Origin of the sequence: Streptomyces sp. NPDC058092 (assembly GCF_042884935.1) — a bacterium.
Lineage (GTDB): Bacteria > Actinomycetota > Actinomycetes > Streptomycetales > Streptomycetaceae > Streptomyces.
This window is the reverse complement of record NZ_JBHVSY010000045.1, coordinates 14,902-34,579: the sequence shown is the minus strand read 5'-3', so window position 1 is coordinate 34,579 and position 19,678 is coordinate 14,902. Positions and strand designations below refer to the sequence as shown.

The following is a 19,678-nucleotide window of genomic DNA, read 5'->3' as shown; positions in this document are numbered from 1 at the left end:
CAACCGTCGCCGTCCTTGGGGAACTCAACGGTGTCGAACCAGTTCACGCCACGGAAGCGGGGATATCCGGGCTTCTCCCCGGCCCTCACACGCCGGAAGAAAGCTTGGAACGCTTTGTCCAGGCGGCGTAAGGTGGCCTGCTGGCTGGAGAACGACCAGCGGCCTTGCCGCTCGGGGTCGAACGCCCGGATCTCTTTGAGCTGCGCGGACTGCTGCCCGTACTTGATCGAGGTCTTCGAGCTGTGCCGGTATGCGTCGCGGCGTTCCTGCAACGCGCCGTTGCAGAGCGAGCAGTGATCGCGCAGCATCTCGCCGAGCGCCTGGCTCTGCCGGACGGTGGGCCGCAGGAGGAACTTGTAGGCACGTATCAAGGCCGTTCCTCCTTCTGCTTCTTCGTCCAGGGACGTTCCCACTGGGTGTTGATGTACTTCTCCACCGCGTCCGCGCTGACGGCGCCGACCGAGGCGACGAAGAACGACGACGACCACAGGGTGGGCATACGGCTCTTGAGGTGCGGGAACTCCTCGCGCAGTACGCGGGAGGTGAAGCCCTTGAACTGGTTCGCGACGTAGGACGCGGAAGCCTTCGGCTCATGCTTGACGAACAGGTGCACGTGATCGGGCATCACCTCAAGGGCGATGATCTCCCAGCCCTTCTCGGCCGCCTTCTGCTCGATCAACTCACGCAACCGGACCGCGACCCGGCCACCGAGAACCTGGCGGCGGTACTTCGGGCACCACACCACGTGCAGGCCCAAGTCGTACACGCCGCCGGAGTACCGGCGGACCTTCCGCGTCACAGTCACGCGATCACTATACACACGCCACACATCTAGCTGAGGTCAACAGCGCAGGTCTGTAAGAACAGTTGAGGTCAGAGCAGTCCTGAGAAGCGATTCCCCCCATGCCTAAAGACACGGGTCCCCTCGCTACCTATCCGATGGAGGTCGGCAGGGAGCCCGCGTTCGGCACGTCGTCCTTCTTCGCGGCGTCGACGATCTTCGGACCGAAGATGAGGGCGAGGACGGCGAGTACGGCGACGAGCGCCCAGGCCGACGCGTGGTTGCCGGCCGTGCCCGACTTCCGCCTGTCGGATAAGAAAACCCCCGAGGGCGGCAAGCTCTGGAGTTCGGCGTCCTCTACTCGGGAGAGGGCAGACCTGCTCGCTGAAATTCCTCACCGCAGGCCGCGGACGGTCGGTGGTGACCGGCCCATCGGCGGCGCCCTGCTGTGACCGCGTGACACGGACCGAGCTGGTCAGCGGCATCGTGATCCTGTCCGCACTCCACACCGAGCCCAGTTGGCGAGGCCATAGGGTGCGCCGATGGAAACGGAGCAATGTCGTACCAGCCGAGTGCCGCGATCAGCACTGTCCACGGTCATCGCCACGGGGTGCCTGCTCCTCGCCGTCGCTGCCGACTGAAGCAGCGTGTTGCTCGTCGTCCTTGGGCACGTGATCCCCAGTTGGGCAGTGAGCGCCACCCTGCTCTTCGTGTCGCTGGTCCTTATACGAGTCGCTGCCGCGCGGCACCGGTCGGAGGCTGACCGGACGACACCGCGTCGTCCGACTCTGCCACGATTCATACGTGGCCTGCTGGCGGCCGTAGCCGGACTGGGCAGTGCGTTCGGCGTGTTGGGCGACCTCAGTTCGGATTACCACGTTCTTCGCCCCACAGGCCCGCACGGTTGCACAGCCGTTGTGCGGGAGACGTCGTTCTTGTTCGCCGGCAGCGGCGAGGTGTACGCGGTGGGCCCGACCGGCATTGCCTGGCGGCCGTCGGGTTCCTGGCAGGCCGACGACGGCTACCGCCCCATTGCCGCGGGCACGTACGAGCTGCGCTGGAGCCGGGACGGCGGCGGCACCCTGCTGGTCAGGGGTACTGAGGGCAATCCGGTCATGAACAACGGACTGCACAGCGTCGACTGCAACTGATGTGCAGCCTGCGGATGTTCATATCGTCACGCGCCCCTGCGTGCGGCGACGTTGGGCCACCGCAGCGTCCGTCTCGTGGACGGCCCGTCAGTCACGACGATGCGCAACTGGTGGCCGCCCCTGGCCCTTTCGTTCACGGCGCAACCAAGTGGGAAAGTGAGCGCCCTTGGGGAATTTCACGGCTCTGGCCGCGGTTCCGTGAATCCCCAGGCCGGCGATGGGAACGAGGGATCGTTTCGGCAGTGTGTCTCCTGTCGTGGCAAGCAACGCGGTTGAAGATGTGCTGGCACCGGGCCACCGCCTACACGAAGGCGGTCAAGGAGGCCGCCCCGGGCGCCCTCGAAGTCGCAGATCGATGGCATTTGCTTCAGAACCTGTCCGCCGCGGTGGAGAAGACCTGTCACCAGCACCGCAACTGCCTGCGTCAACACGCCGAACAAGAGCCGGAGGCGACGGTGCCGGACCCCGTCCCGATGGAACTGCCGGTGCCGGAACTGCCCCGCACTCAGATCATCGAGCGAACCCGCCACGCTACGAGGACATCCACAGCTTGGTGGAGAAGGGCTGGACGATCAGTGCCATCGCCCTCCGTCTGAACCTCGACCGCAAGACCGTGCGCCGCTTCCGCGACACCAACCTTGACGAACTGCCGGCCTCTGCCCGCGACCGCCGCCCCGACAGCGTGCTGGAGCCGTTCAAGGCGTACCTCAACTCCCGCTTCACCGAGCCCCAGGGTCAGGTCAGCGGCACCCGCCTGTTCCTGGAGGTCCGTCCGCGAACGTGGTTACCGCGGCACCCGCCAGGTCGTCCGCAAGCACCTCGCCGCCCTGCGGTCAGGCACCGCCGAACCGGTCCGGGCTGACATCCCCAGCCCCCGCAAGATCACCTCGTGGATCACGCGGCCCGACGGCAGGGCGGCCGTGCCCCGTACCGGCGTGGGCACTGCCGTACGGTCTGCCTGGCCGCCCGCACAACCATTCGGGGGCGGCCCCGGTCCAACTCCACATGCGGAAACGACTTGTCACCACCCTGGCCCTGACCGCGGCAGCCGCCTGCGGGGCCCCCGGGGTCGTACCCGACTCCACCGTCTCACCGAGCGTGACGCAGACCACCACGGCCACGAAGCGGCCCGCGGCCGACCCCGACACCGCCGGAGCCCACGCCGACTTCGACGGCGACGGGAAAGAGGATCTCGTCATCACCGACACCTCGGCCACGGTCAACGGCAAGTACGCCGCCGGCTACGCGGCCGTGGTGCACGGCTCGACGGCCGGACCCGACACCCAGCGCCACCAGGTGATCACCCAGGACAGCCTCGGCCTCGGCAAGGCGGGCACCGGCGGCCGCTTCGGCAGCGGTGCCATCTCGGCCGACCTCGACGGCGACGGCCGCAGCGACCTCATCACGCAGGCCGGCAGCAATACGGTCTTCGTGGTCCGGGGCGGAAAGAAGAAGCTCTCCGGAGCGGCCAAGCTGACCGGCGCCACGCCGGTCGCCGGCGACTTCGACGGCGACGGCCACGCCGACCTCGTCACGAGCAGGAGCACGGATTCCAAGGCGACGGTCCGGTTCGGCCCGTTCACCCGGACGGGCAAGCCCGCCCGTACGAAGACGCTCGACCTCACCCCCGACAAGCCGTCGTACTACACCCCCCGGCCCACCGGAGTCGGCGACGTGAACGGCGACGGCAAGGACGATCTGGTGGTCACCTGGTCGCACGTGTTCGCGGACGAGATGCCGACCCCCCGCGCCACCGTCGTGTACCGCGGAGCGGCCAACGGCGTACTGAAGAAGGGTCCGCGCCTCAAGGACGCGCGCGGCAAGGACATGTACGGCTCGACGACCCTCACGTCCGACGTGAACAAGGACGGCTTCGCCGATGTGATCGTCAGCCTCACCTGCGAGATCATCGGCGACGAAGCCACGCCCGAGGGCGGCAGCCGGCTGATGGTCGCGTATGGCGGAAAGAGCGGACAGAGCACCAGCCTGAAGCCCACGACGATCAACGAGAAGACACCGGGGCTGCCCGGCAAGCCGGTCTCCTCCCACTGCAACTTCGGGTACGCGCCGACGACGGGTGACGTGAACGGCGACGGTTACGCCGACGTCGCGTTCAGCGCCCCGGCCAAGGGCAACACGATGGTGACCCTGGTGCTGCGCGGCGGACCGAAGGGCCTGACCGGCAAGAATGCGAAGAGCCTGTCCGGTCTCCCGATGCGGCCCATGCTGGCGATCCAGGACCTGAACGGCGACGGCGCGGCCGAACTGGCGGTCGGCACGTGGTACGCGAGCGGGGCCGACGACACGGTGCGGGTCCTGCGCGGCGGACCGTCCGGCATCAGCACCTCCAGGCCGACGCTCATCGGGCCCGCGGATCTGGGACTGAAGCCGGCGCCGGGGAACAGCTCCGACTTCGGCCACTGAAACAGCCGGCCGCCGCTACCGGGCACGGGGCCACGGTGCTACCGGCCGGTAGAGCATCATGTGGCGACGCCGAGTGCCTTGCCTAGGCACTCAGCGGCAGAGCTCCATGACGGTGTCATCGAATTCGGGGAACTCCTGGGTGGCCAGCTCGATCACGGTAGCGGCTGACCGATGCCGGCCCGGTGCGAACTGTTCAGCGATGGCCGTCAGATCGCGGTTGGGGCGTGGGATCCAGTCAGGCTCATAGGAGGTGGCTGCCTCCCAGGGGCCGAAGCCGCCCGCCAGCAGCCACAGAAAATCGCCCAGATCGCGCGCCACAACACCCGCCTCCCCCTCGGACCCGAGGAAAACAACGGGTTGATCGGCCAGTGGCCGACTCGGGCGGATCAGCCAGAACGCCGCATACCCTCTGGAAGCCTTCTACTTCGGCCCGGCATCCGTGGCGCCCACGAGCAGGGCGGCGTCGAGGGACAGATCGGCTGGTTCCGCCGTAACCACCTCGTTCCCGTCCCCGAAGTGGACACGCTCGCCGAGCTCAACGCGATGATCGACCGGTGGGACCAGGAGGACGACGCCCGCCGCATCCGGTCCCGTCCCCGCTCTATCGGCGAGTACTTCGCGGCCGAGCAGCCGCTGCTGGTGCCCCTGCCGGAGGAGCCGTTCGAGACAGGCCGGCTCTCCACCCCGCGGGTCGACCGCTACAGCCAGATCTGTGTCCGGATGAACCGCTACTCGGTGCCGGTCCGCCTGATCGGGCGGACCGTCCGGGTCATGCTGCATGCCTCCGATCTGGTGGTCTACGACGGACGCGAGGAAGTCGCCCGGCACGAACGGCTCATCGCCCGCGGCGCGACCCGCCTCGAACTCGACCACTACCTCGAGGCTCTGATCCGGAAACCGGGTGCTCTGCCCGGCGCCACCGCCCTCGACCAGGCCCGCGCCGCCGGCCGGTTCACCCCCATGGATGACGCCTGGTGGCAAGCCGCCGTGAAGGCCCACGGCGAACGCGAGGGCACCCGAGCCCTCATCGAAGTCCTCCTCCTCAGCCGCCACCTGCGCCACGAACACCTGATCACCGGCCTTGCCGCCGCGCTGAAGACCGGCGCCTTGACCGCGGACGCCGTCGCGCTGGAGGCCCGCAAGGCAGCTGACGCCGACGCCGAGCCAGAGGACCCGCCACAGCCAGTCACCCGTCGAGCGCCTGGATCGCCTGCTTTTGTTCGGCCTCCGTCAACTTGGCGAACGACTGCGTCATTGCGTTCAGACTTTCATCCCTGCCCCGAGTCACCGCTCACCCGCGAGATCGAGATCGCGATTGTCCTGACCCTGAGCAACGTCCGTTGCCTCGCTGCGGCGCCAGGGTTGCGCAATCGGGGCAGCGACGGACCGCCACCAGGGATCGAGGGGAAGCGTTCCCGCGGGTTCGAAGGGCTCACCCGGCCGGGGAAATGCGGCTGGCTGCTCGGCTTCCTCGGCGGCATCCTTGGTCCACTCGCCGGGCTCTGCCCACGGGTGCATGGCGAGGGTGAAGGTGCCCCAGTGGATAGGCATCATGACGCCGTGCGGCTTGCCCCCTTGCAGGTCGAGGTGCGCCTGGATCCCCTGAGCGGGCGTCATATGTATGTCGGGCCACCCACCGGGGAGTGGGGTACATTCCGTGTGGTTCTTGGGCCAGTACTCGGAATAAGCACCGATCTGGATCATCGTCGCGTCGAACGGGCCGTGTTCGGCGCCGATGTCCTCGAAGCCGGGGAAATAGCCGGTGTCGCCGCTGTGGTAGATCCGGTGTTCGGGGCCTGCGACGGCCCAGGACGCCCAGAGCGTGTGCTGCTGGTTGCGCAGGCCGCGGCCGCAGAAGTGCCGGGCCGGGGTGGCGGTGAGGCTGATCCCGGCGATCTTCGTGGTCTCGTTCCAGTCCAGTTCGCGCATCCGGTCGGTGGGCACGCCCCACCGCTCCAGGTGGGCGCCGACGCCGAGCGGGACGGCGAACACCGTGTTCGTGCCCGCGAGAGCCTTGATCGTCGGCAGATCGAGGTGGTCGTAATGATCGTGGGAGATCACCACCGCGTCGACGGGGCCGAGCGCGGCCAGCGGCAGCGGCACGGGGTGCAACCGCTTGGGCCCGGCGAAGGCGAAGGGCGAACAGCGCTCGCCCCACACCGGGTCGAAGAGCACCCGCCGGCCGTCGATCTCGGCGAGCACACTGGAATGCCCCATCCAGGTGAGCCGCAGCCCGGTGGCGGGCGGCTCGGCGAGGTCGGCGTAGGTGGTGGCGTGCACGGGCACGGTGCCGACCGGGGACCTGCGCGCCCGCTCGTCCTTGCCGAAGTAGACCTTCGCGAACTCCAGGGTGGATCCGGACGGCCTGGTCCGTGCCCCCACGGGGTTCCGGAAGACGCCGTCGGCGAAGTTGGGTGAACGGCGGATGCGCTCCATGCGGGCACCGCCCGGATCGGCGCCGAACGCGGCGGGGCGCAGCGAACGCAGCCGGGTACGGAGCGGAGGCAAGGGGTCAGCGCCGTTCACAGCATCTCCTGCGGGAGTCGGTGTCGTCCCATTATGGGTGGGGGGTACGACAGTGCGAGTGCGGAACGGCCCGACGGGCCGCCCGCCGGGCCGTTCTCCGTCAGCCACGCGGCTGCCCGTACGCGTGCTCGATGCGCAGTCGCAGCACGACCCGGCGCTCGCGGACCATGGCACTGCGGTAGTCGTCCCAGTCGGGGTGTTCGCCCTGGACGTCGCGGAAGAGCGTGATCAGCTCCTCCACCGTCGCGTCGTGCGGATCGGCGGCGACCGGGGACAGCTCGGCCGTGCCGTCCACGACCGTCCACGCCCAGCGGTCCGCACTGGTGACGTGGTAGCTCGCCCGTGGGTCGCGGCGGAGGTTCTTCGTCTTCGCGCGGTCCTCGGTGATCGAGACGCGGACGACGCGCTCCTCGGGATAGTAGAAGTGGTTGACATTGGACAGCTGGGGCCTGCCGTCGCGCTTGAGCGTCACGAGCACGCCGCCGCTCTCCTCGCCGAGCAGCCCGAGCAGCGCTTCCTGCTGTGCGTCGATTCCCGTCATGCCGGATCCAACGTCCGTACCCGCCACAGGATTCCGGATCCGGCCGCGCTCCCGTGTCACATCCGAGGGGTCCCCGTCCGTCACACCCGTGAAAGCAGCCCGCCGACGGCATCCGAGCCGTCCCGAAGGAGACCGGTCATGACCGCCCGCATCTCGCTCGACCCGCCCCGCAGCCTCCTTTTCCGCGCCGTTTCGTGGTACTCGAACCGTACGTACGGCAAGGTCATCGATCCCCTGCGGGCCACCGCCCACCACACCGGAGTGCTGTGGGCCGGGAGCCGCTTCGAACTGGCGGTGGGCCGCTGGAAGAAGCTGGACCCGCAGCTCAAGGCGCTGGCCGTCATGGCGTCCGCGGCCACCATCGGCTGCAGCTGGTGCATGGACTTCGGCTACTGGGAGAACCACCGTCACGGCATGGACCCTCGCAAGCTGCGTGACGTACCGGTGTGGCGCGAGAGCGAGGCGTACACCCCGCTGGAGTGTGCCGTCATGGCGTACGCGGAGGCGATGACCCTTACCCCGCCCGAGGTCGGGGACGAGCTGGTGGAGCGGCTGCGCACCACGCTCGGCGAGGCGGCGCTCGTCGAGCTGACGACCATGGTCGCGGTGGAGAACATGCGCTCCCGCATCAATTCCGCCCTCGGTCTGACCAGTCAGGGCTTCAAGGACCGGTGCGAGGTGGAGCGCCCCGTGAGCGGCTGACCGACGCGGTCCGGCCACTGAACGACGACTCAGCAGCGGCCGCATTGACATGAGTGGTCCCGCCTCCCGATACTGACCGGCGATTCAGTAGACCGATCAGTTGGTGTCGGCCCGTCCGTGGCGGGAGGCAGTGCGCCGGAACAGCCGGGAAGCAGCGCGGCGACCGGCTACGGCCGGCCCTGCCACCGCCCTGGCCACCCCGGGCCCGCCGTGATCACCGTGACCGAGGAGACCCCCGATGACGACACCTCCGGTGTCCCCCTCCGGCGCACCCGCTGCGCCGCTGATAGCGCTCACCTGGACCGACCACGTCACCGGCCGCCAGGGGCATCTGGTCGTCGACCGGCTGGTGCGCGGTGTGTCCAGCGGCGGGCTGCGGATGCGGGCGGGCTGCACGCTCGACGAGGTGGCGGGGCTGGCCCGCGGCATGACGATGAAGGAGGCCCTCCACTTCGACGCCGACGACACGGGAGCCCGCTGCATACCGCTCGGCGGCGCGAAGGGCGGCATCGACTGCGACCCGCGCGACCCGGAGGCGTACGGCGTTCTGGTGCGCTATCTGCGGGCCGTGCGCCCGTACATCGAAAACGTGTGGACGACGGGCGAGGACCTGGGGCTCACCCAGGACCTCGTGGACCGGGCGGCGGCCGAGGCCGGGCTGGTCTCCACGGTCCAGGCCGTCTATCCGCTGCTCGACGACGAGACGGCGGCCCGGCGGCGGCTCGCCGAGGCGTTCGCCGTCGAGGTGGACGGGATCGGGCTCGACGAGCTGGTCGGCGGCTGCGGGGTCGCCGAGTCGGCGCTCGCGGCACTGGACCGGGAGGGCGTTCCGTACCGGGAGGCGAGGGTCTCCGTACAGGGGCTCGGCACCATGGGCGGGGCGACGGCGCGGTTCCTGGCGCGGGCCGGACTGAAGGTGGTGGCCGTGGCCGACATCACGGGCACGATCGCCAATCCGGCCGGCCTGGACGTCGAGGGGCTACTGGCCGCCAGGGACGGGTACGGAACGGTGGACCGCCGCGCGCTCCGGGACGGGGACCGGGAGCTGCCCGCGGACGCCTGGCTGGCGCAGGACGCCGAGATACTGGTACCGGCAGCCGTCTCGTACGCGATCGACGCCACCAACCAGGACCGGATACGGGCTCGTTGGGTCGTGGAGGCGGCCAACATGCCGGTGCTCCCCGAGGCGGAGGCGCTGCTCGCGGCGCGCGGGATCACGGTGTTGCCGGATGTGGTCGTCAACTCCGGTACGAACGCCTGGTGGTGGTGGACCCTGTTCGGTGACATCGGCGCGGACGCCGACGAGGCGTTCGGCCACACCCGCCGCTCGATGCGGGCCCTGATCGACCTGATGCTGGCCCGCGCCGAGGCCGACGCCTGCACACCGCGGGCCGCCGCTCATGCCATCGTCGCGGACCGGCTGCCGGTGATGGCGGAACGCTTCGGCTGGTACCGCTGACCCCAACTGTCCACCTGGCAGAGGCTGTTGCCGCATATCGTAGACATGTACGGCGCATAGCCGCCATGGCAGCTTCCCGCCAGTCCGCATCCGGTTCCAACCCGGCATGATCCTGACACTCTCACCTCACCACCCCCTGAAAACACACGAGTTCACGAGGTGAGAATGAGACGGACCAGATGGGCTGCGGTCTGCGCCACCGCGCTTGCCGCCGCCCTTGCCGGTGGAACACTCCCCGCCGCCGCCGACAACACACCCGCCTTCGCCGTCCCGTCCACATCCCCGGGGACCGCCGGCGGGAGCAGCACCGTCACCCTGCTGACCGGCGACGTGGTGACGTACTCCGGCCGCGGGGGCGGCGTACAGATCAGCTCGATCGTGCCGGGAGCCGGCCGTGAGGGCATGGGCTTCACCCGCTTCCGGGCCGGGGGCCACGAGTACGCGGTGCCCATCGACGCCATCGGCCAGATCTCCCGGGGCCGTGTGGACCAGCGGCTGTTCGATGTGACCGAACTGGTCGCCTCGGGCTACTCGGACACCGATACGGACTCGCTGCGCATCCTCGTCGGCAGCGCCGCGTCATCGTCCGCGAGCCCCGGAGCCCCGAAGGGCGCGCGGTTCGCCGCGGCCTTCCCGGCCACGGAGACCACCGCGCTCGATGTGCCGAAGAAGTCGACGGACACCGTCTGGAAACAGCTCGGCACGGAGTCACGGGCCCGCACCGAGGGCATCGGCAAGGTCTGGCTCGACGGCAGGGTGCGGGCCACGCTCGACAGATCCGTACCGCAGATCGGCGCCGACCGGGCGCACCGTGCCGGGATCACCGGGAAGGGCACCAGGGTCGCCGTTCTCGACACCGGCTACGACCGGGACCACCCCGATCTGAAGAGTGCCGTCGTCGCCTCGCGGGACTTCACCGGTGACGGCGACGTCCAGGACATGCAGGGCCACGGCACCCATGTGTCCTCGATCATCGCCGGTTCCGGGGCCGCCTCCGGGGGCCGGTACGCGGGTGTCGCACCGGGCGCGCAGCTCGTCGAGGGCAAGGTGCTCGGCAACGACGGCTACGGCTACGACTCCTGGATCCTGGCGGGCATGCAGTGGGCCGTCGACCAGGATGCCGAGGTCGTCAACATGAGCCTCGGCTCGACCGTGGCGTCCGACGGCACCGACCCGCTGTCCGCCGCCGTCGACAAGCTCTCCGCCGAGCACGACACCCTCTTCGTCATCGCCGCGGGCAACAGCGGCGACCGCACGATCAGCGGGCCCGGCGCCGCCGACGCCGCTCTGACGGTCGGCTCGGTCACCAAGTCCGGTGAGATGTCGCCGTTCTCCTCACGCGGACCGCGTCAGGGCCGGCCCGCCGTCAAGCCGGAGATCTCCGCCCCCGGCAGCGACATCGTCGCCGCGCGCGCCGCCGGCACCCTGGACGGCGCCGCCGTCACCGAGCGGTACGCCTCGCTCTCCGGTACGTCGATGGCGAGCCCGCACGTGGCGGGTGCCGCTGCCCTGCTGGCGCAGCGGCACCCCGACTGGTCCGGCGCCCGGCTGAAGGCCGCGCTGATCGGCAGCGCCGCGCCGGTGGACGGTGCGACGGTCTCCGACACCGGTTCCGGCCTCACCGACGTACCGGCCGCACTGGCCACCTCGGTGGTCGCCGAACCCGCCACGCTGGCCGCCCACACGACGTATCCGAACGCCTCCGCCGAGCCGCAGAGCCGCGAGCTGACCTGGACGAACATCACCGACAAGCCCGTGAGGCTGAGGCTCTCCGCGGGGCAGGACGGTGCGGTGCGCCTCGACGCGCAGACGTTGACCGTGCCGGCGCGTTCCTCCGCCGTCTCGGCGGTCACGCTCGAACCGTCGCGGGTCGAGGCAGGCTCGACGTACGGCGGTGCCGTGACCGCGACCTGGCCGGGAGGCGGACGGGCGACCGTACCGGTCTCGATCCAGGCCGATCCGGAGACGTACACCCTCACCCTGACCGGACCCGCGCCGCGTGAAGGCAGCGAGGCCACCTCGACGGGTGTGGTTCTGCAGAACGAGAGGACCGGCACGTCCCAGCTGATCGGGCTGACGGGCACCACCCCGAAGAAGGTGACGCTGCCGCGCGGCAGTTACCGGGCCCTCGGACACACCTGGGAGTACGACAAGGTGGGCAACACCGTCGTCGGCACCACGGCGATCCACTTCGCCCGGCGGGTGACGGTGGATCAGGACACCTCGGTCGCGCTGGACACCAAGGACGCGAAGCCGGTACGGATCGGGGTGGACGACGGGTCCGCCCGGGTGGCCCTCCAGTCGGCGACCGGAATCGTCTCGCGGACAGGCACCGGCTCCGGCGCCGTGGACAGCGGTCTGGTCGCACCGAGTTCCGCCGGTCAGTACCGGGTCGAGGCCGTACCCACCACCGGTGGTGCGCTGGACGGGCTGGCCTTCTTCGGCGGGCTGAGCTGGCAGCAGCGGGAGGTCGACGCGCACGAGCCGGGCTCCTCGGCGGACGCGCTGAAGCTGCTGCTGTCGCAGTACAGCATCTACAGCTGGCTGGGCACGGCGACCGGCGAGGTCGTCGACATCGGCACCGGGGCGGACACCGACCCGGCGGCGATGGACCTCAAGGGCAAGATCGTGCTGTGGACCCCGGCCACCAGCCAGACCTCGTTCAACAACGCGCTCTACCAGAAACTGACCGACGCGGGCACGGCCGCCATCATGTATGTCGGCTACGGGCTCTCCGTCTACCGGCCGACGCCGGTGCTCCAACTGGACGGGGCCGGCGTGCCCGCACTGCGGGACCGGCTGGCCGAGGGGCCGCTGACCCTGACGCTCGACGGCGTCAGCACCGGGGCGGACGCCTACTATCTGCACCACTCGGTCGACGGCCGGGTCCCGGCCGGGGCCGACTGGTTCGACCGGCGGTCCGGGCTGGCCGAGGTACGGACGACAGAGCGCACCCACGGCTACCCGTCCGACCCCAAGGGCATGTACGCCTGGACCACCTGGCACGGGCTGACGCTCTACCAGCAGCTCACCCGCTACCGTCCGCCGTCGGAGCAGACGCTGTACTTCACCCCGGACGTGGCGTGGACGACGGCGACCTTCCACTACCAGTACGACGTCGGGGACACGGTCTACCCGCTGGGCACACTGGTCGGCGCACCCACCGTGTACCGCAAGGACGGCGACTACCGGGACGACTGGATGTCCGCCCCCTTCAACCCGGCACTCGGCGGGCAGGCCGGTGCCGCCCAGGTCGTCAGGGAGGGCGACAAGCTGAAGGTGGCGCTCCCGGTGTTCTCCGACGCGGCCGGGCACCGGGCCGAGACGGCACCGGGAGCGGACAGCGGGAGCACGGTCCTGGCGGACGACAGCGGAAAGGTGCTGGCCCGCAATGCCGCACCGGGACGCGCCACATTCGACCTGCCGCGCAAGGAGAACTGGTACCGGCTGACCGTCGATGCCACGCGTACGTCGCCGGATCCGGTGACCTGGATGCTCGGGATCAGGGTCACCAGCGAGTGGCGGCTGCGCTCCGGGCACGAGAAGTCGGCCGCCGCGGCCCGGCTGCTGGACCTCGACTACCGGCTGCCGCTCACCGGCGAGAACGCGGCCGACCCCGCGAAACCGCTCCACTACACGGTCGGTCTCTCCGCGCAGGGCAGCCGGAAGGCGCTTCCCATCGCCTCGCTGAAGGTCTGGTACGCGACGGACGGCACCGACTGGAAGTACGCCGCGGCGGCTCGCGGGCCGGACGGCCGCTGGAAGGTCACCGTGCCGGCCCTCGGAACCGCCAAGGTCGATCTGAGGTCCACCGTCACGGACACCTCCGGTGCTTCGCTGACGGAGACCCTGATCGACGCGTACAACTCCGGCTGCGCCGACATCTGGTGCTGATGGTGCGGGCCGGTGCCCCGGGCGTCGGATGAACAGGGGGCGGGGCCGTACGCGGCTCCGCCCCCGGCCTGCCCGGGCCCCGCGCATTCGTTAGGGTGACGCCGTGGCGAGAGTGCGGTTGAGCGTGGCGGAGCGGCGCGAGGAGCTCCTGCGCGCTGCCGTCGAACAGATCGAGGTGCGGGGAGTCGCAGCGGTACGCATCGCCGACGTGGCCGCCGTGCTCGGTGTGAGCAACGCGCTCGTGCTCTACCACTTCTCGACCAAGGAGAAGCTGGTCGCGGCCGCCTTCGCACATGCCGCCGAGGCCGACCTCGCCCATCTGCGCAAGCTGCTGAGCCGTCGCACCAGTGCCGTACGGCGGCTGCGAGCCGCCGTACGCTGGTACGCGCCGACGGGCCAGGCCAAGGGCTGGCGGCTGTGGATCGAGGGCTGGGCGGCCTCGCTGCGCGACCCGGCGCTGCGCAATGTGGCCGCCGATCTCGACCAGCAGTGGAAGGCGGAGCTGGCCGAGGTCATCGAGGAGGGCGCCGCCGCCGGTGAGTTCCACTGCGACGACCCGATGTCCGTGGCCTGGCGGCTGACCGCCCTGCTGGACGGCCTGGCCGTGCAGATGACGTCGTACGCGGGTCCGCTCTCCAGGGCCACGATGCTGGCCTGGACCGACGAGGCCCTCGCCCGCGAACTCGGCGTCGACCGTGCGGCACTGACGGCCTGAAATGCGACTTCCGCCGGTGGATCACCCGGCGTGCCGGCTTCCCGGCGGTCCGGGTGGGGGATGCCGAGCCGTACGGCGTCGCGTTCGGGCCGGATGGCGGCGATGGCGAAGGCCCCCGCGGTGAGCATGACCGCGGCGGCGATGAGGAAGGCCACGAGGTAACCGGCCGATTCCGAGCCTGTGGTGTCGATGATGCGACCCGTGCGGAAGGGTGCGACGCGGCCGGGCAGCGTGCCGGTGGCCGCGACGATGCCGAACAATGCTCCTCGTTGGCGCGGGGGGCACGACTTCCGCGGTGGTCATGTAGTGCAGGGGGATGGCGATGGCGTGTCCGCCGAAGGCCACCCCGATCAGCACGAGGCGCGGACCGGACGCATCGACGAAGGGGAAGACGGCCATCGCGGTACCTGCGACGACCACGGCAGCGCCCTGCAGGACACCGCTGGACCAGCGACTGGACACCCCGCGCGATTTCAGGGCAGGCGTCCGTGCCCCCGGCGCCGCTGGTCCAGGCCTTCATCCGGATCGGCACCCATCTCGGCGCCGGGGCCTGAAAGGCGCTCCGCACGCTCGGCCTCCGGCGGTCAGGTCTGGCGCAGGGGTGCGTACGCATCCCCCTGGAGTCCGAACGTCCAGGCCACCCCCTCCTTCGCGGTCCTCATGGCGGGCGGCACCCGCAGCCAGTAGGTGCGGTGGGTTCCGTCCGGCTCCGGGGTGGAGTTGACCACCTCGACCATCACCACGTCCTCGTCGCCGTCCAGCGCGATCCGCCACAGGACTCCCGTCTCGTCCCGGTGGACCGGCTCGGCACCCGACTCGGTGAGGTAACGGTCGTAGCCGTAGAACTCCAGCATGACCCGGCGCAGTTCCGCGTTCTCCTCCTCACGTATCCGTTCGGGGGTCAGGGAGTTCAGTTCCGCGAGGAATTCGGCGGGCACGGGCATGCCACGCCAGGCGTGCAGGGCGAAGCCGTCGCGGTAGGCGAGCGCCGGGCCGTCCCCGCGGTCCAGCCGGCCCGCCTCGTCCCGGTGCAGCGCTTCCGGTCGTTCGCTGATCACCACGACGCGCTCGTAGGGCCACCACCAGCCCGCGTGCCTGGCCACCTCGGCCAGGCCGTCCAGCCGGTCGCCCCGGCCGTCGAACGCGGCGAGCCAGGCCGCGTCGTGCTGGCCGAGGACCGCGTCGAGCAACACCAGCCGGACATCGGACTCGTCCTCGGGGCGCTCCGCGAGGTCCGCGACGACACCTGCCCTGATCCGCTCGGCGAGCGCCGCCGTGGTCTCCCAGAGCTGTGCCCCCGTGGCGGACCACAGGGCGGACCAGCCAGCCGGGCCCAGCTCGTCGTACATCCGGCGCCGCTCCTGCGCCCAGGGCCGGGTCCGTACCTCGTCACGCACCGAGCGTCCGGCGTCGACGAGCTTCTCCACGGCCTCCACGGCGGCCCTTGGCGAGTCGGCCCAGAGGATTCGCTCCGGCTCGGCAAGTCCTGCGCTGCGGTAGGCGAGCCGGAGCCCGTCCTCGGCCGCGGCCCGGTCCGCCGCGCCGGTCGCCGCTGCCACGGCCCGCCATGAGTCCACGTACTGCATCGGTCTTCCCCGTCCCTGAATTCGGTGTTCGGTGGTCTGCGTTCTGCGTTTCGGTGTTGTGCGTTCGCGCGTTGTGCGTTCGCGCGTTGTGCGTTCGCGCGTTGTGCGTTCGCGCGTTGCGAGTGGTGCGTTGTGCGTTCGCGCGTTGCGAGTGGTGCGTTGTGCGTTCTCGTGCGTCGGTGATCGGGCGCGCTCCGGATCACCGAGGTACCGCTCCGCCTCGCCGGTGTCCGGCGAGTCCGGCCGCTTCGGCCCGCTCAGCCCGCCTCAGTCCGCCACGATGCGGACCGCCCCCGGCGCGTACTCCCGCTGGCGCACCACGCGGTACCAGCCCTTCGACAGCGGTATCGCCGCGTGCTCCTCGTGCACCACCCGCCCGCCGTCGGGAAGGTGAAGCAGCATCGGCCCGAAGGCTCCCGCCTCGCGCATCAGCCGGCCCGGGCCCTGAACCGCGTGTGCATGTCCGGTGACCTCGCCCAGCGCGAGGATCATGCGCCCCCGGCCGTCCCTCGGTTCGCCCGGCGCGTCCACAAGATGCGCGGGCACCGCCGACTCCTCCAACGACACGATCAGTACATCGCCCTGCCGGTACACAGACGTCTCCCCTCGATGGCCGCACCCGCTGTGCCGGCCACGAGAAAAACGCTAAGGGAGGGGTCTGACAATCGACCGGCGACGGGCTCCCGGCGACCCGCTCCCGCGGAAGTCCGCGGGCACATCCGGACCGTCCCGGTCGCGCCGTTGTCAGTGCGGCTTGATACACCTTGCAGACATCAGCCGTCCCCCAGTACCAGGAGCTCAGGGTCATGTCCGGTGTGGACCATCTGCACGAGTTGCTCGGCCTTCCCGCGGTCGACTTCCAGCACGCGACGGGTGAAGTGCCCGCACAGGCCGCCGATGCGGCGGCCTGGCGCATCTCGGTCGATCCGTACGACGACGAGTCCGAGATGACCTGGGAGGAGGCGTTCCAGGCGTTCCTCACGGCGGTCGACCCGGCCGGGGTCCGTGCGCTGATCATCGGTCAGTGGGGCGAATCGTACGAGGAGACCTCGTCCTACCCGATCGATCTGGTCATCGGCGCGGCCGACCGGCTCACCTCGCTGGAGGCCGTCTTCGTCGGCGACATGATCCTGGAGCAGAACGAGATCTCCTGGATCGAGCAGTCGGATGTCACGGCGCTGCTGAAGGCCTTCCCGGGACTGCTCGAACTGGGTGTGCGCGGCGGCTCGGAGCTGGTCTTCCCGCCCTCGAAGCACGAGCGGCTGCGTGCGCTGACCATCGAGACCGGTGGTCTGCCGGTCGGTGTGATCCGCGGCATTCTGGACAGCGAGCTGCCCGCGCTGGAGCGGCTCGATCTCTGGCTCGGCGTCTCCGCGTACGGGGGCGACGCCGATGTGGCGGACCTGGCGCCGCTCCTCTCCGGCTCCCGTTTCCCCAGGCTCACCCACCTCGGTCTGCGCAACAGCGAGCTGCAGAACGAGATCGCGACGGCCGTCGCGGGCGCCCCGGTCGTCGCCCAGCTGCGCGTCCTCGACCTGTCGAACGGCACGCTGGGCGACGAGGGCGGGGCGGCGCTGCTGGACGGCCAGCCGCTCACCCATCTCGAACGGCTCGATCTGCACCACCACTTCATGACCGAGCAGATGGAGCGCCGGATCGCTCAGGCGCTGGAGCCGCACGGCGTGCGGGTCGATGTGTCGGAACGCGAGGAGCCCTGGGGCAACCGCGGCGCCGAAGGCCGCTACACCGCGGTTTCGGAGTGACGGGCGATGACCGACATCGAACACCCCGAGACGTTTCACGGTCTTCCGGTCCTGACCCTGCCGGGACCTGACGGCGCTCGCGCCGAGCCCCTCCCGGCCGCCGACTCGGTCGCGTGGCGGCTGGAGAGCGACTGGGAAGGCGACCCGGCGTTCGCCACGCTCTGGCAGCACTTCCTGGACACGGTCGACACCTCACGTGTCCGGGCCCTGCTGATCGGTCCCTGGTGGCAGGGAGACTACGAGTCCGTCGCTCCGGTCATTGATCTGCTGACCGGTCACGCGGACCGCTTCCCGGCCCTGCGGGCGCTCTTCCTGGCCGATGTCGTCAGCGAGGAGTGCGAGGTGTCGTGGCTGGTCATGTCCGACATCACCCCGGTGATCGAGGCGTTCGGACAGCTGGAGGAGCTGACGGTACGCGGGGGCGGCGAGCGGATCGAGGGCCGGACGACACTCGAGCTGCGGCCGGTGCGGCACACGTCGCTGAAGAAACTGCGGTTCGAGTCCGGCGGTCTGCCGTCCGGCGTCGTGCGGGCGGTCGGGGCTTCGCAGCTGCCCGCGCTGGAACACCTGGAACTCTGGCTCGGCGTCACCGAGTACGGCGGGGACGCGACGGTCGATGATCTCGCTCCGCTGCTGTCCGGTGCGGCGTTCCCCGCCCTGCGCCATCTGGGGCTGCAGAACAGCGAGATCCAGGACGAGATCGCGGCCGCGGTGGCCTCCGCACCGGTCGTCGCCCAGTTGGAGTCGCTCTCCCTCGCGATGGGAACCCTGGGCGACGAGGGCGCCGAAGCCCTGCTCTCGGGCCAGCCGCTCACCCATCTCACCTCGCTGGATCTGCACCACCACTACATCAGCGACGCGTTGGTGGAGCGTCTTAGGAACCTGCTCGGTTCCGACCGGGTGAACGGTGAGATCGACGAGGTCGAGTACTGGGATCCGGAAGAGGACGACGAGCGCTATGTCGCCGTCAGCGAGTAGTACGAGCGGCCCGGCGCCGCGCTTCGCCGTCGTGGGTGTGCCCGGAAACCGCCGGGTCGCGCTCTTCCAGGACGCCGTGCGCGCCGCCGGGCTGCCCGCGGCGCGCGTCGTGTCCTGGCTGGACGTCCTGCGCGGCGAGGCCGCCTTCCGGCCGGGCGAGACCGTACGGATGGACTCGCCCGGTGAGGACGCCGAGGTGGAGCGGCTGCTCAGGGCGGTCGTCGATCCGACCAGGGTCGAGGGGACCGCCCTGTGGTACGCCCGGTTCACCGAGGCCGTACGGGTAGTGGCGCGGGCAGTCGCCGCTTCCGGTGCCGTCCTGCTGGACGACCCGGGCGATGTCGCGGTGCTCTTCGACAAGCGGCTCTGCCATGCCGTGCTGGACGACGCCGGAGTGCGGGTACCTGCCTCGCCGACCTCGGGGGCCGCGGCGCCCGTGGTGCGCGACTGGGTGGACGTACGCGAGCGGATGACGGCCCACGGCATGCCCAGGGCCTTCGTGAAGCTCGCGCACGGCTCGTCCGCCTCGGGGGTCCTGGCCGTCGAGACGGCCGGACCCGGCCGGGTCAGGGCCACCACATCGGTGGAACGGGACACGGCCGGCCGGCTCTTCAACTCGTTGCGGGTGCGCCGCTGCACGACGGAGCGGGAGGTCGCGGCGATCGTCGACGCGCTCGCGCCGGACGGGCTGCACATCGAGCGCTGGCTGCCCAAGGCCACCCAGTGCGGCCGGGCGGCGGATCTGCGGGTCGTGGTGGTGGCGGGCCGGGCCACCCATGCCGTCGTGCGCACCAGCCACTCCCCCATGACCAATCTTCACCTCGGCGGCACGCGCGGAGATCTCGACGACGTCCGGGCGGCCGTCGAGGCCGCGGGCGGCAGCTGGTCCGAGGCCCTGGCCCTGTGCGAACGGGCCGCGGCGTGCTTCCCGGACACGCTGTGCGTGGGCGTCGATCTGCTGCCCGCGACCGGCTGGCGGCGCTTCGCCGTCGGCGAGGTCAACGCCTTCGGCGATCTGCTTCCGCGACTGACCGGACTCCCCGGCAGCGGCGCCGAGGGCCAGGACACCTACGCGGCGCAGGTCGCCGCCGTACTGAACAGAGCAAGGAACCACCGTGCAACCGCCACTTCCTGACACCGCGCCCGCCCTCGCGGAGG

18 protein-coding genes and 2 pseudogenes are annotated in these 19,678 nt (G+C 70.4%); 12 read left to right on the top strand and 8 right to left on the bottom strand.

What is annotated here, in order from left to right:
* The 3 genes and pseudogenes from ACFVV1_RS39380 to ACFVV1_RS39370 all read right to left on the bottom strand — a co-directional run.
* Positions 1 to 371 (bottom strand): annotated as a pseudogene (locus tag ACFVV1_RS39380) (RNA-guided endonuclease TnpB family protein); the annotation flags it as partial.
* Complete coding sequence (gene tnpA, locus ACFVV1_RS39375; protein WP_390000064.1) at positions 368 to 799, bottom strand: IS200/IS605 family transposase; 432 nt, start codon at positions 797 to 799, stop codon at positions 368 to 370. The pseudogene ACFVV1_RS39380 and the gene tnpA, both read right to left, overlap by 4 nt.
* Positions 800 to 932: 133 nt before the next feature.
* Positions 933 to 1,118 carry a hypothetical protein gene (locus tag ACFVV1_RS39370; RefSeq protein WP_390000059.1) on the bottom strand — a complete coding sequence of 62 codons (186 nt, stop codon included), beginning with the start codon at positions 1,116 to 1,118 and terminating at the stop codon, positions 933 to 935.
* Positions 1,119 to 1,716: 598 nt separating this feature from the next.
* Here ACFVV1_RS39370 and ACFVV1_RS39365 point away from each other — a divergent pair.
* From ACFVV1_RS39365 to ACFVV1_RS39350, 4 genes are all read left to right on the top strand, one after another.
* Positions 1,717 to 1,932: a hypothetical protein gene (locus ACFVV1_RS39365; protein WP_390000056.1), complete on the top strand. Its 216-nt coding sequence runs from the start codon at positions 1,717 to 1,719 to the stop codon at positions 1,930 to 1,932.
* Positions 1,932 to 2,528 (top strand): transposase, encoded by a 597-nt coding sequence (locus ACFVV1_RS39360; protein WP_390000054.1) that lies wholly within the window; start codon positions 1,932 to 1,934, stop codon positions 2,526 to 2,528. Before ACFVV1_RS39365 ends, ACFVV1_RS39360 begins: the two co-directional genes overlap by 1 nt.
* Positions 2,483 to 2,794: a hypothetical protein gene (locus tag ACFVV1_RS39355; RefSeq protein ID WP_390000067.1), complete on the top strand. Its 312-nt coding sequence runs from the start codon at positions 2,483 to 2,485 to the stop codon at positions 2,792 to 2,794. The genes ACFVV1_RS39360 and ACFVV1_RS39355 overlap by 46 nt, the downstream gene beginning before the upstream one ends.
* A gap of 143 nt (positions 2,795 to 2,937) precedes the next feature.
* A complete protein-coding gene (locus ACFVV1_RS39350; RefSeq protein WP_390000051.1) occupies positions 2,938 to 4,356 on the top strand; it encodes an FG-GAP and VCBS repeat-containing protein in 1,419 nt (472 codons plus the stop codon).
* A gap of 90 nt (positions 4,357 to 4,446) precedes the next feature.
* Here ACFVV1_RS39350 and ACFVV1_RS39345 read toward each other — a convergent pair whose 3' ends face one another.
* Positions 4,447 to 4,674, bottom strand: a complete 228-nt coding sequence (locus ACFVV1_RS39345; RefSeq protein ID WP_390000048.1) for a hypothetical protein — start codon at positions 4,672 to 4,674, stop codon at positions 4,447 to 4,449.
* Positions 4,675 to 4,899: 225 nt separating this feature from the next.
* Here ACFVV1_RS39345 and ACFVV1_RS39340 point away from each other — a divergent pair.
* A pseudogene (locus tag ACFVV1_RS39340) lies at positions 4,900 to 5,154 on the top strand (IS21 family transposase); the annotation flags it as partial.
* Positions 5,155 to 5,640: 486 nt separating this feature from the next.
* Here ACFVV1_RS39340 and ACFVV1_RS39335 read toward each other — a convergent pair.
* Both ACFVV1_RS39335 and ACFVV1_RS39330 read right to left on the bottom strand, forming a co-directional pair.
* Positions 5,641 to 6,882, bottom strand: a complete 1,242-nt coding sequence (locus tag ACFVV1_RS39335; RefSeq protein ID WP_390000045.1) for an MBL fold metallo-hydrolase — start codon at positions 6,880 to 6,882, stop codon at positions 5,641 to 5,643.
* A 100-nt stretch (positions 6,883 to 6,982) separates the two neighbouring features.
* The gene (locus ACFVV1_RS39330; RefSeq protein ID WP_390000042.1) at positions 6,983 to 7,423 is read right to left on the bottom strand and encodes a PPOX class F420-dependent oxidoreductase; all 441 of its coding nucleotides are present in this window, start codon (positions 7,421 to 7,423) and stop codon (positions 6,983 to 6,985) included.
* 138 nt (positions 7,424 to 7,561) lie between these two features.
* On the opposite strand from ACFVV1_RS39330, the gene ACFVV1_RS39325 reads away from it, so the two are divergent.
* From ACFVV1_RS39325 to ACFVV1_RS39310, 4 genes are all read left to right on the top strand, one after another.
* Complete coding sequence (locus ACFVV1_RS39325; protein WP_390000040.1) at positions 7,562 to 8,125, top strand: carboxymuconolactone decarboxylase family protein; 564 nt, start codon at positions 7,562 to 7,564, stop codon at positions 8,123 to 8,125.
* A gap of 238 nt (positions 8,126 to 8,363) precedes the next feature.
* Positions 8,364 to 9,584 carry a Glu/Leu/Phe/Val dehydrogenase dimerization domain-containing protein gene (locus ACFVV1_RS39320; RefSeq protein ID WP_390000037.1) on the top strand — a complete coding sequence of 407 codons (1,221 nt, stop codon included), beginning with the start codon at positions 8,364 to 8,366 and terminating at the stop codon, positions 9,582 to 9,584.
* Positions 9,585 to 9,749: 165 nt separating this feature from the next.
* Positions 9,750 to 13,478, top strand: coding sequence for a S8 family serine peptidase (locus ACFVV1_RS39315; RefSeq protein ID WP_390000034.1), 3,729 nt, complete (start codon positions 9,750 to 9,752; stop codon positions 13,476 to 13,478).
* Positions 13,479 to 13,581: 103 nt separating this feature from the next.
* Entirely contained in the window at positions 13,582 to 14,193 is a 612-nt protein-coding gene (locus tag ACFVV1_RS39310) for a TetR/AcrR family transcriptional regulator (protein ID WP_390000031.1), read from the top strand.
* A 584-nt stretch (positions 14,194 to 14,777) separates the two neighbouring features.
* On the opposite strand, the gene ACFVV1_RS39305 is transcribed toward ACFVV1_RS39310, so the two are convergent.
* Positions 14,778 to 15,779: a DUF6745 domain-containing protein gene (locus ACFVV1_RS39305; RefSeq protein WP_390000028.1), complete on the bottom strand. Its 1,002-nt coding sequence runs from the start codon at positions 15,777 to 15,779 to the stop codon at positions 14,778 to 14,780.
* A gap of 267 nt (positions 15,780 to 16,046) precedes the next feature.
* On the bottom strand, positions 16,047 to 16,373 hold the full coding sequence (locus ACFVV1_RS39300) for a hypothetical protein (RefSeq protein WP_266904720.1): 327 nt from the start codon (positions 16,371 to 16,373) through the stop codon (positions 16,047 to 16,049).
* A gap of 212 nt (positions 16,374 to 16,585) precedes the next feature.
* Between ACFVV1_RS39300 and ACFVV1_RS39295 the strand changes: the two genes are divergently transcribed.
* From ACFVV1_RS39295 to ACFVV1_RS39285, 3 genes are read left to right on the top strand one after another with little or no spacing between them, the layout of a single operon-like run.
* Positions 16,586 to 17,542 (top strand): STM4015 family protein, encoded by a 957-nt coding sequence (locus tag ACFVV1_RS39295; protein ID WP_390000025.1) that lies wholly within the window; start codon positions 16,586 to 16,588, stop codon positions 17,540 to 17,542.
* Positions 17,543 to 17,548: 6 nt separating this feature from the next.
* Positions 17,549 to 18,520, top strand: coding sequence for an STM4015 family protein (locus ACFVV1_RS39290; RefSeq protein ID WP_390000023.1), 972 nt, complete (start codon positions 17,549 to 17,551; stop codon positions 18,518 to 18,520).
* Positions 18,501 to 19,655, top strand: a complete 1,155-nt coding sequence (locus tag ACFVV1_RS39285; RefSeq protein ID WP_390000022.1) for an STM4014 family protein — start codon at positions 18,501 to 18,503, stop codon at positions 19,653 to 19,655. Before ACFVV1_RS39290 ends, ACFVV1_RS39285 begins: the two co-directional genes overlap by 20 nt.
* Positions 19,656 to 19,678: the final 23 nt, after the last annotated feature.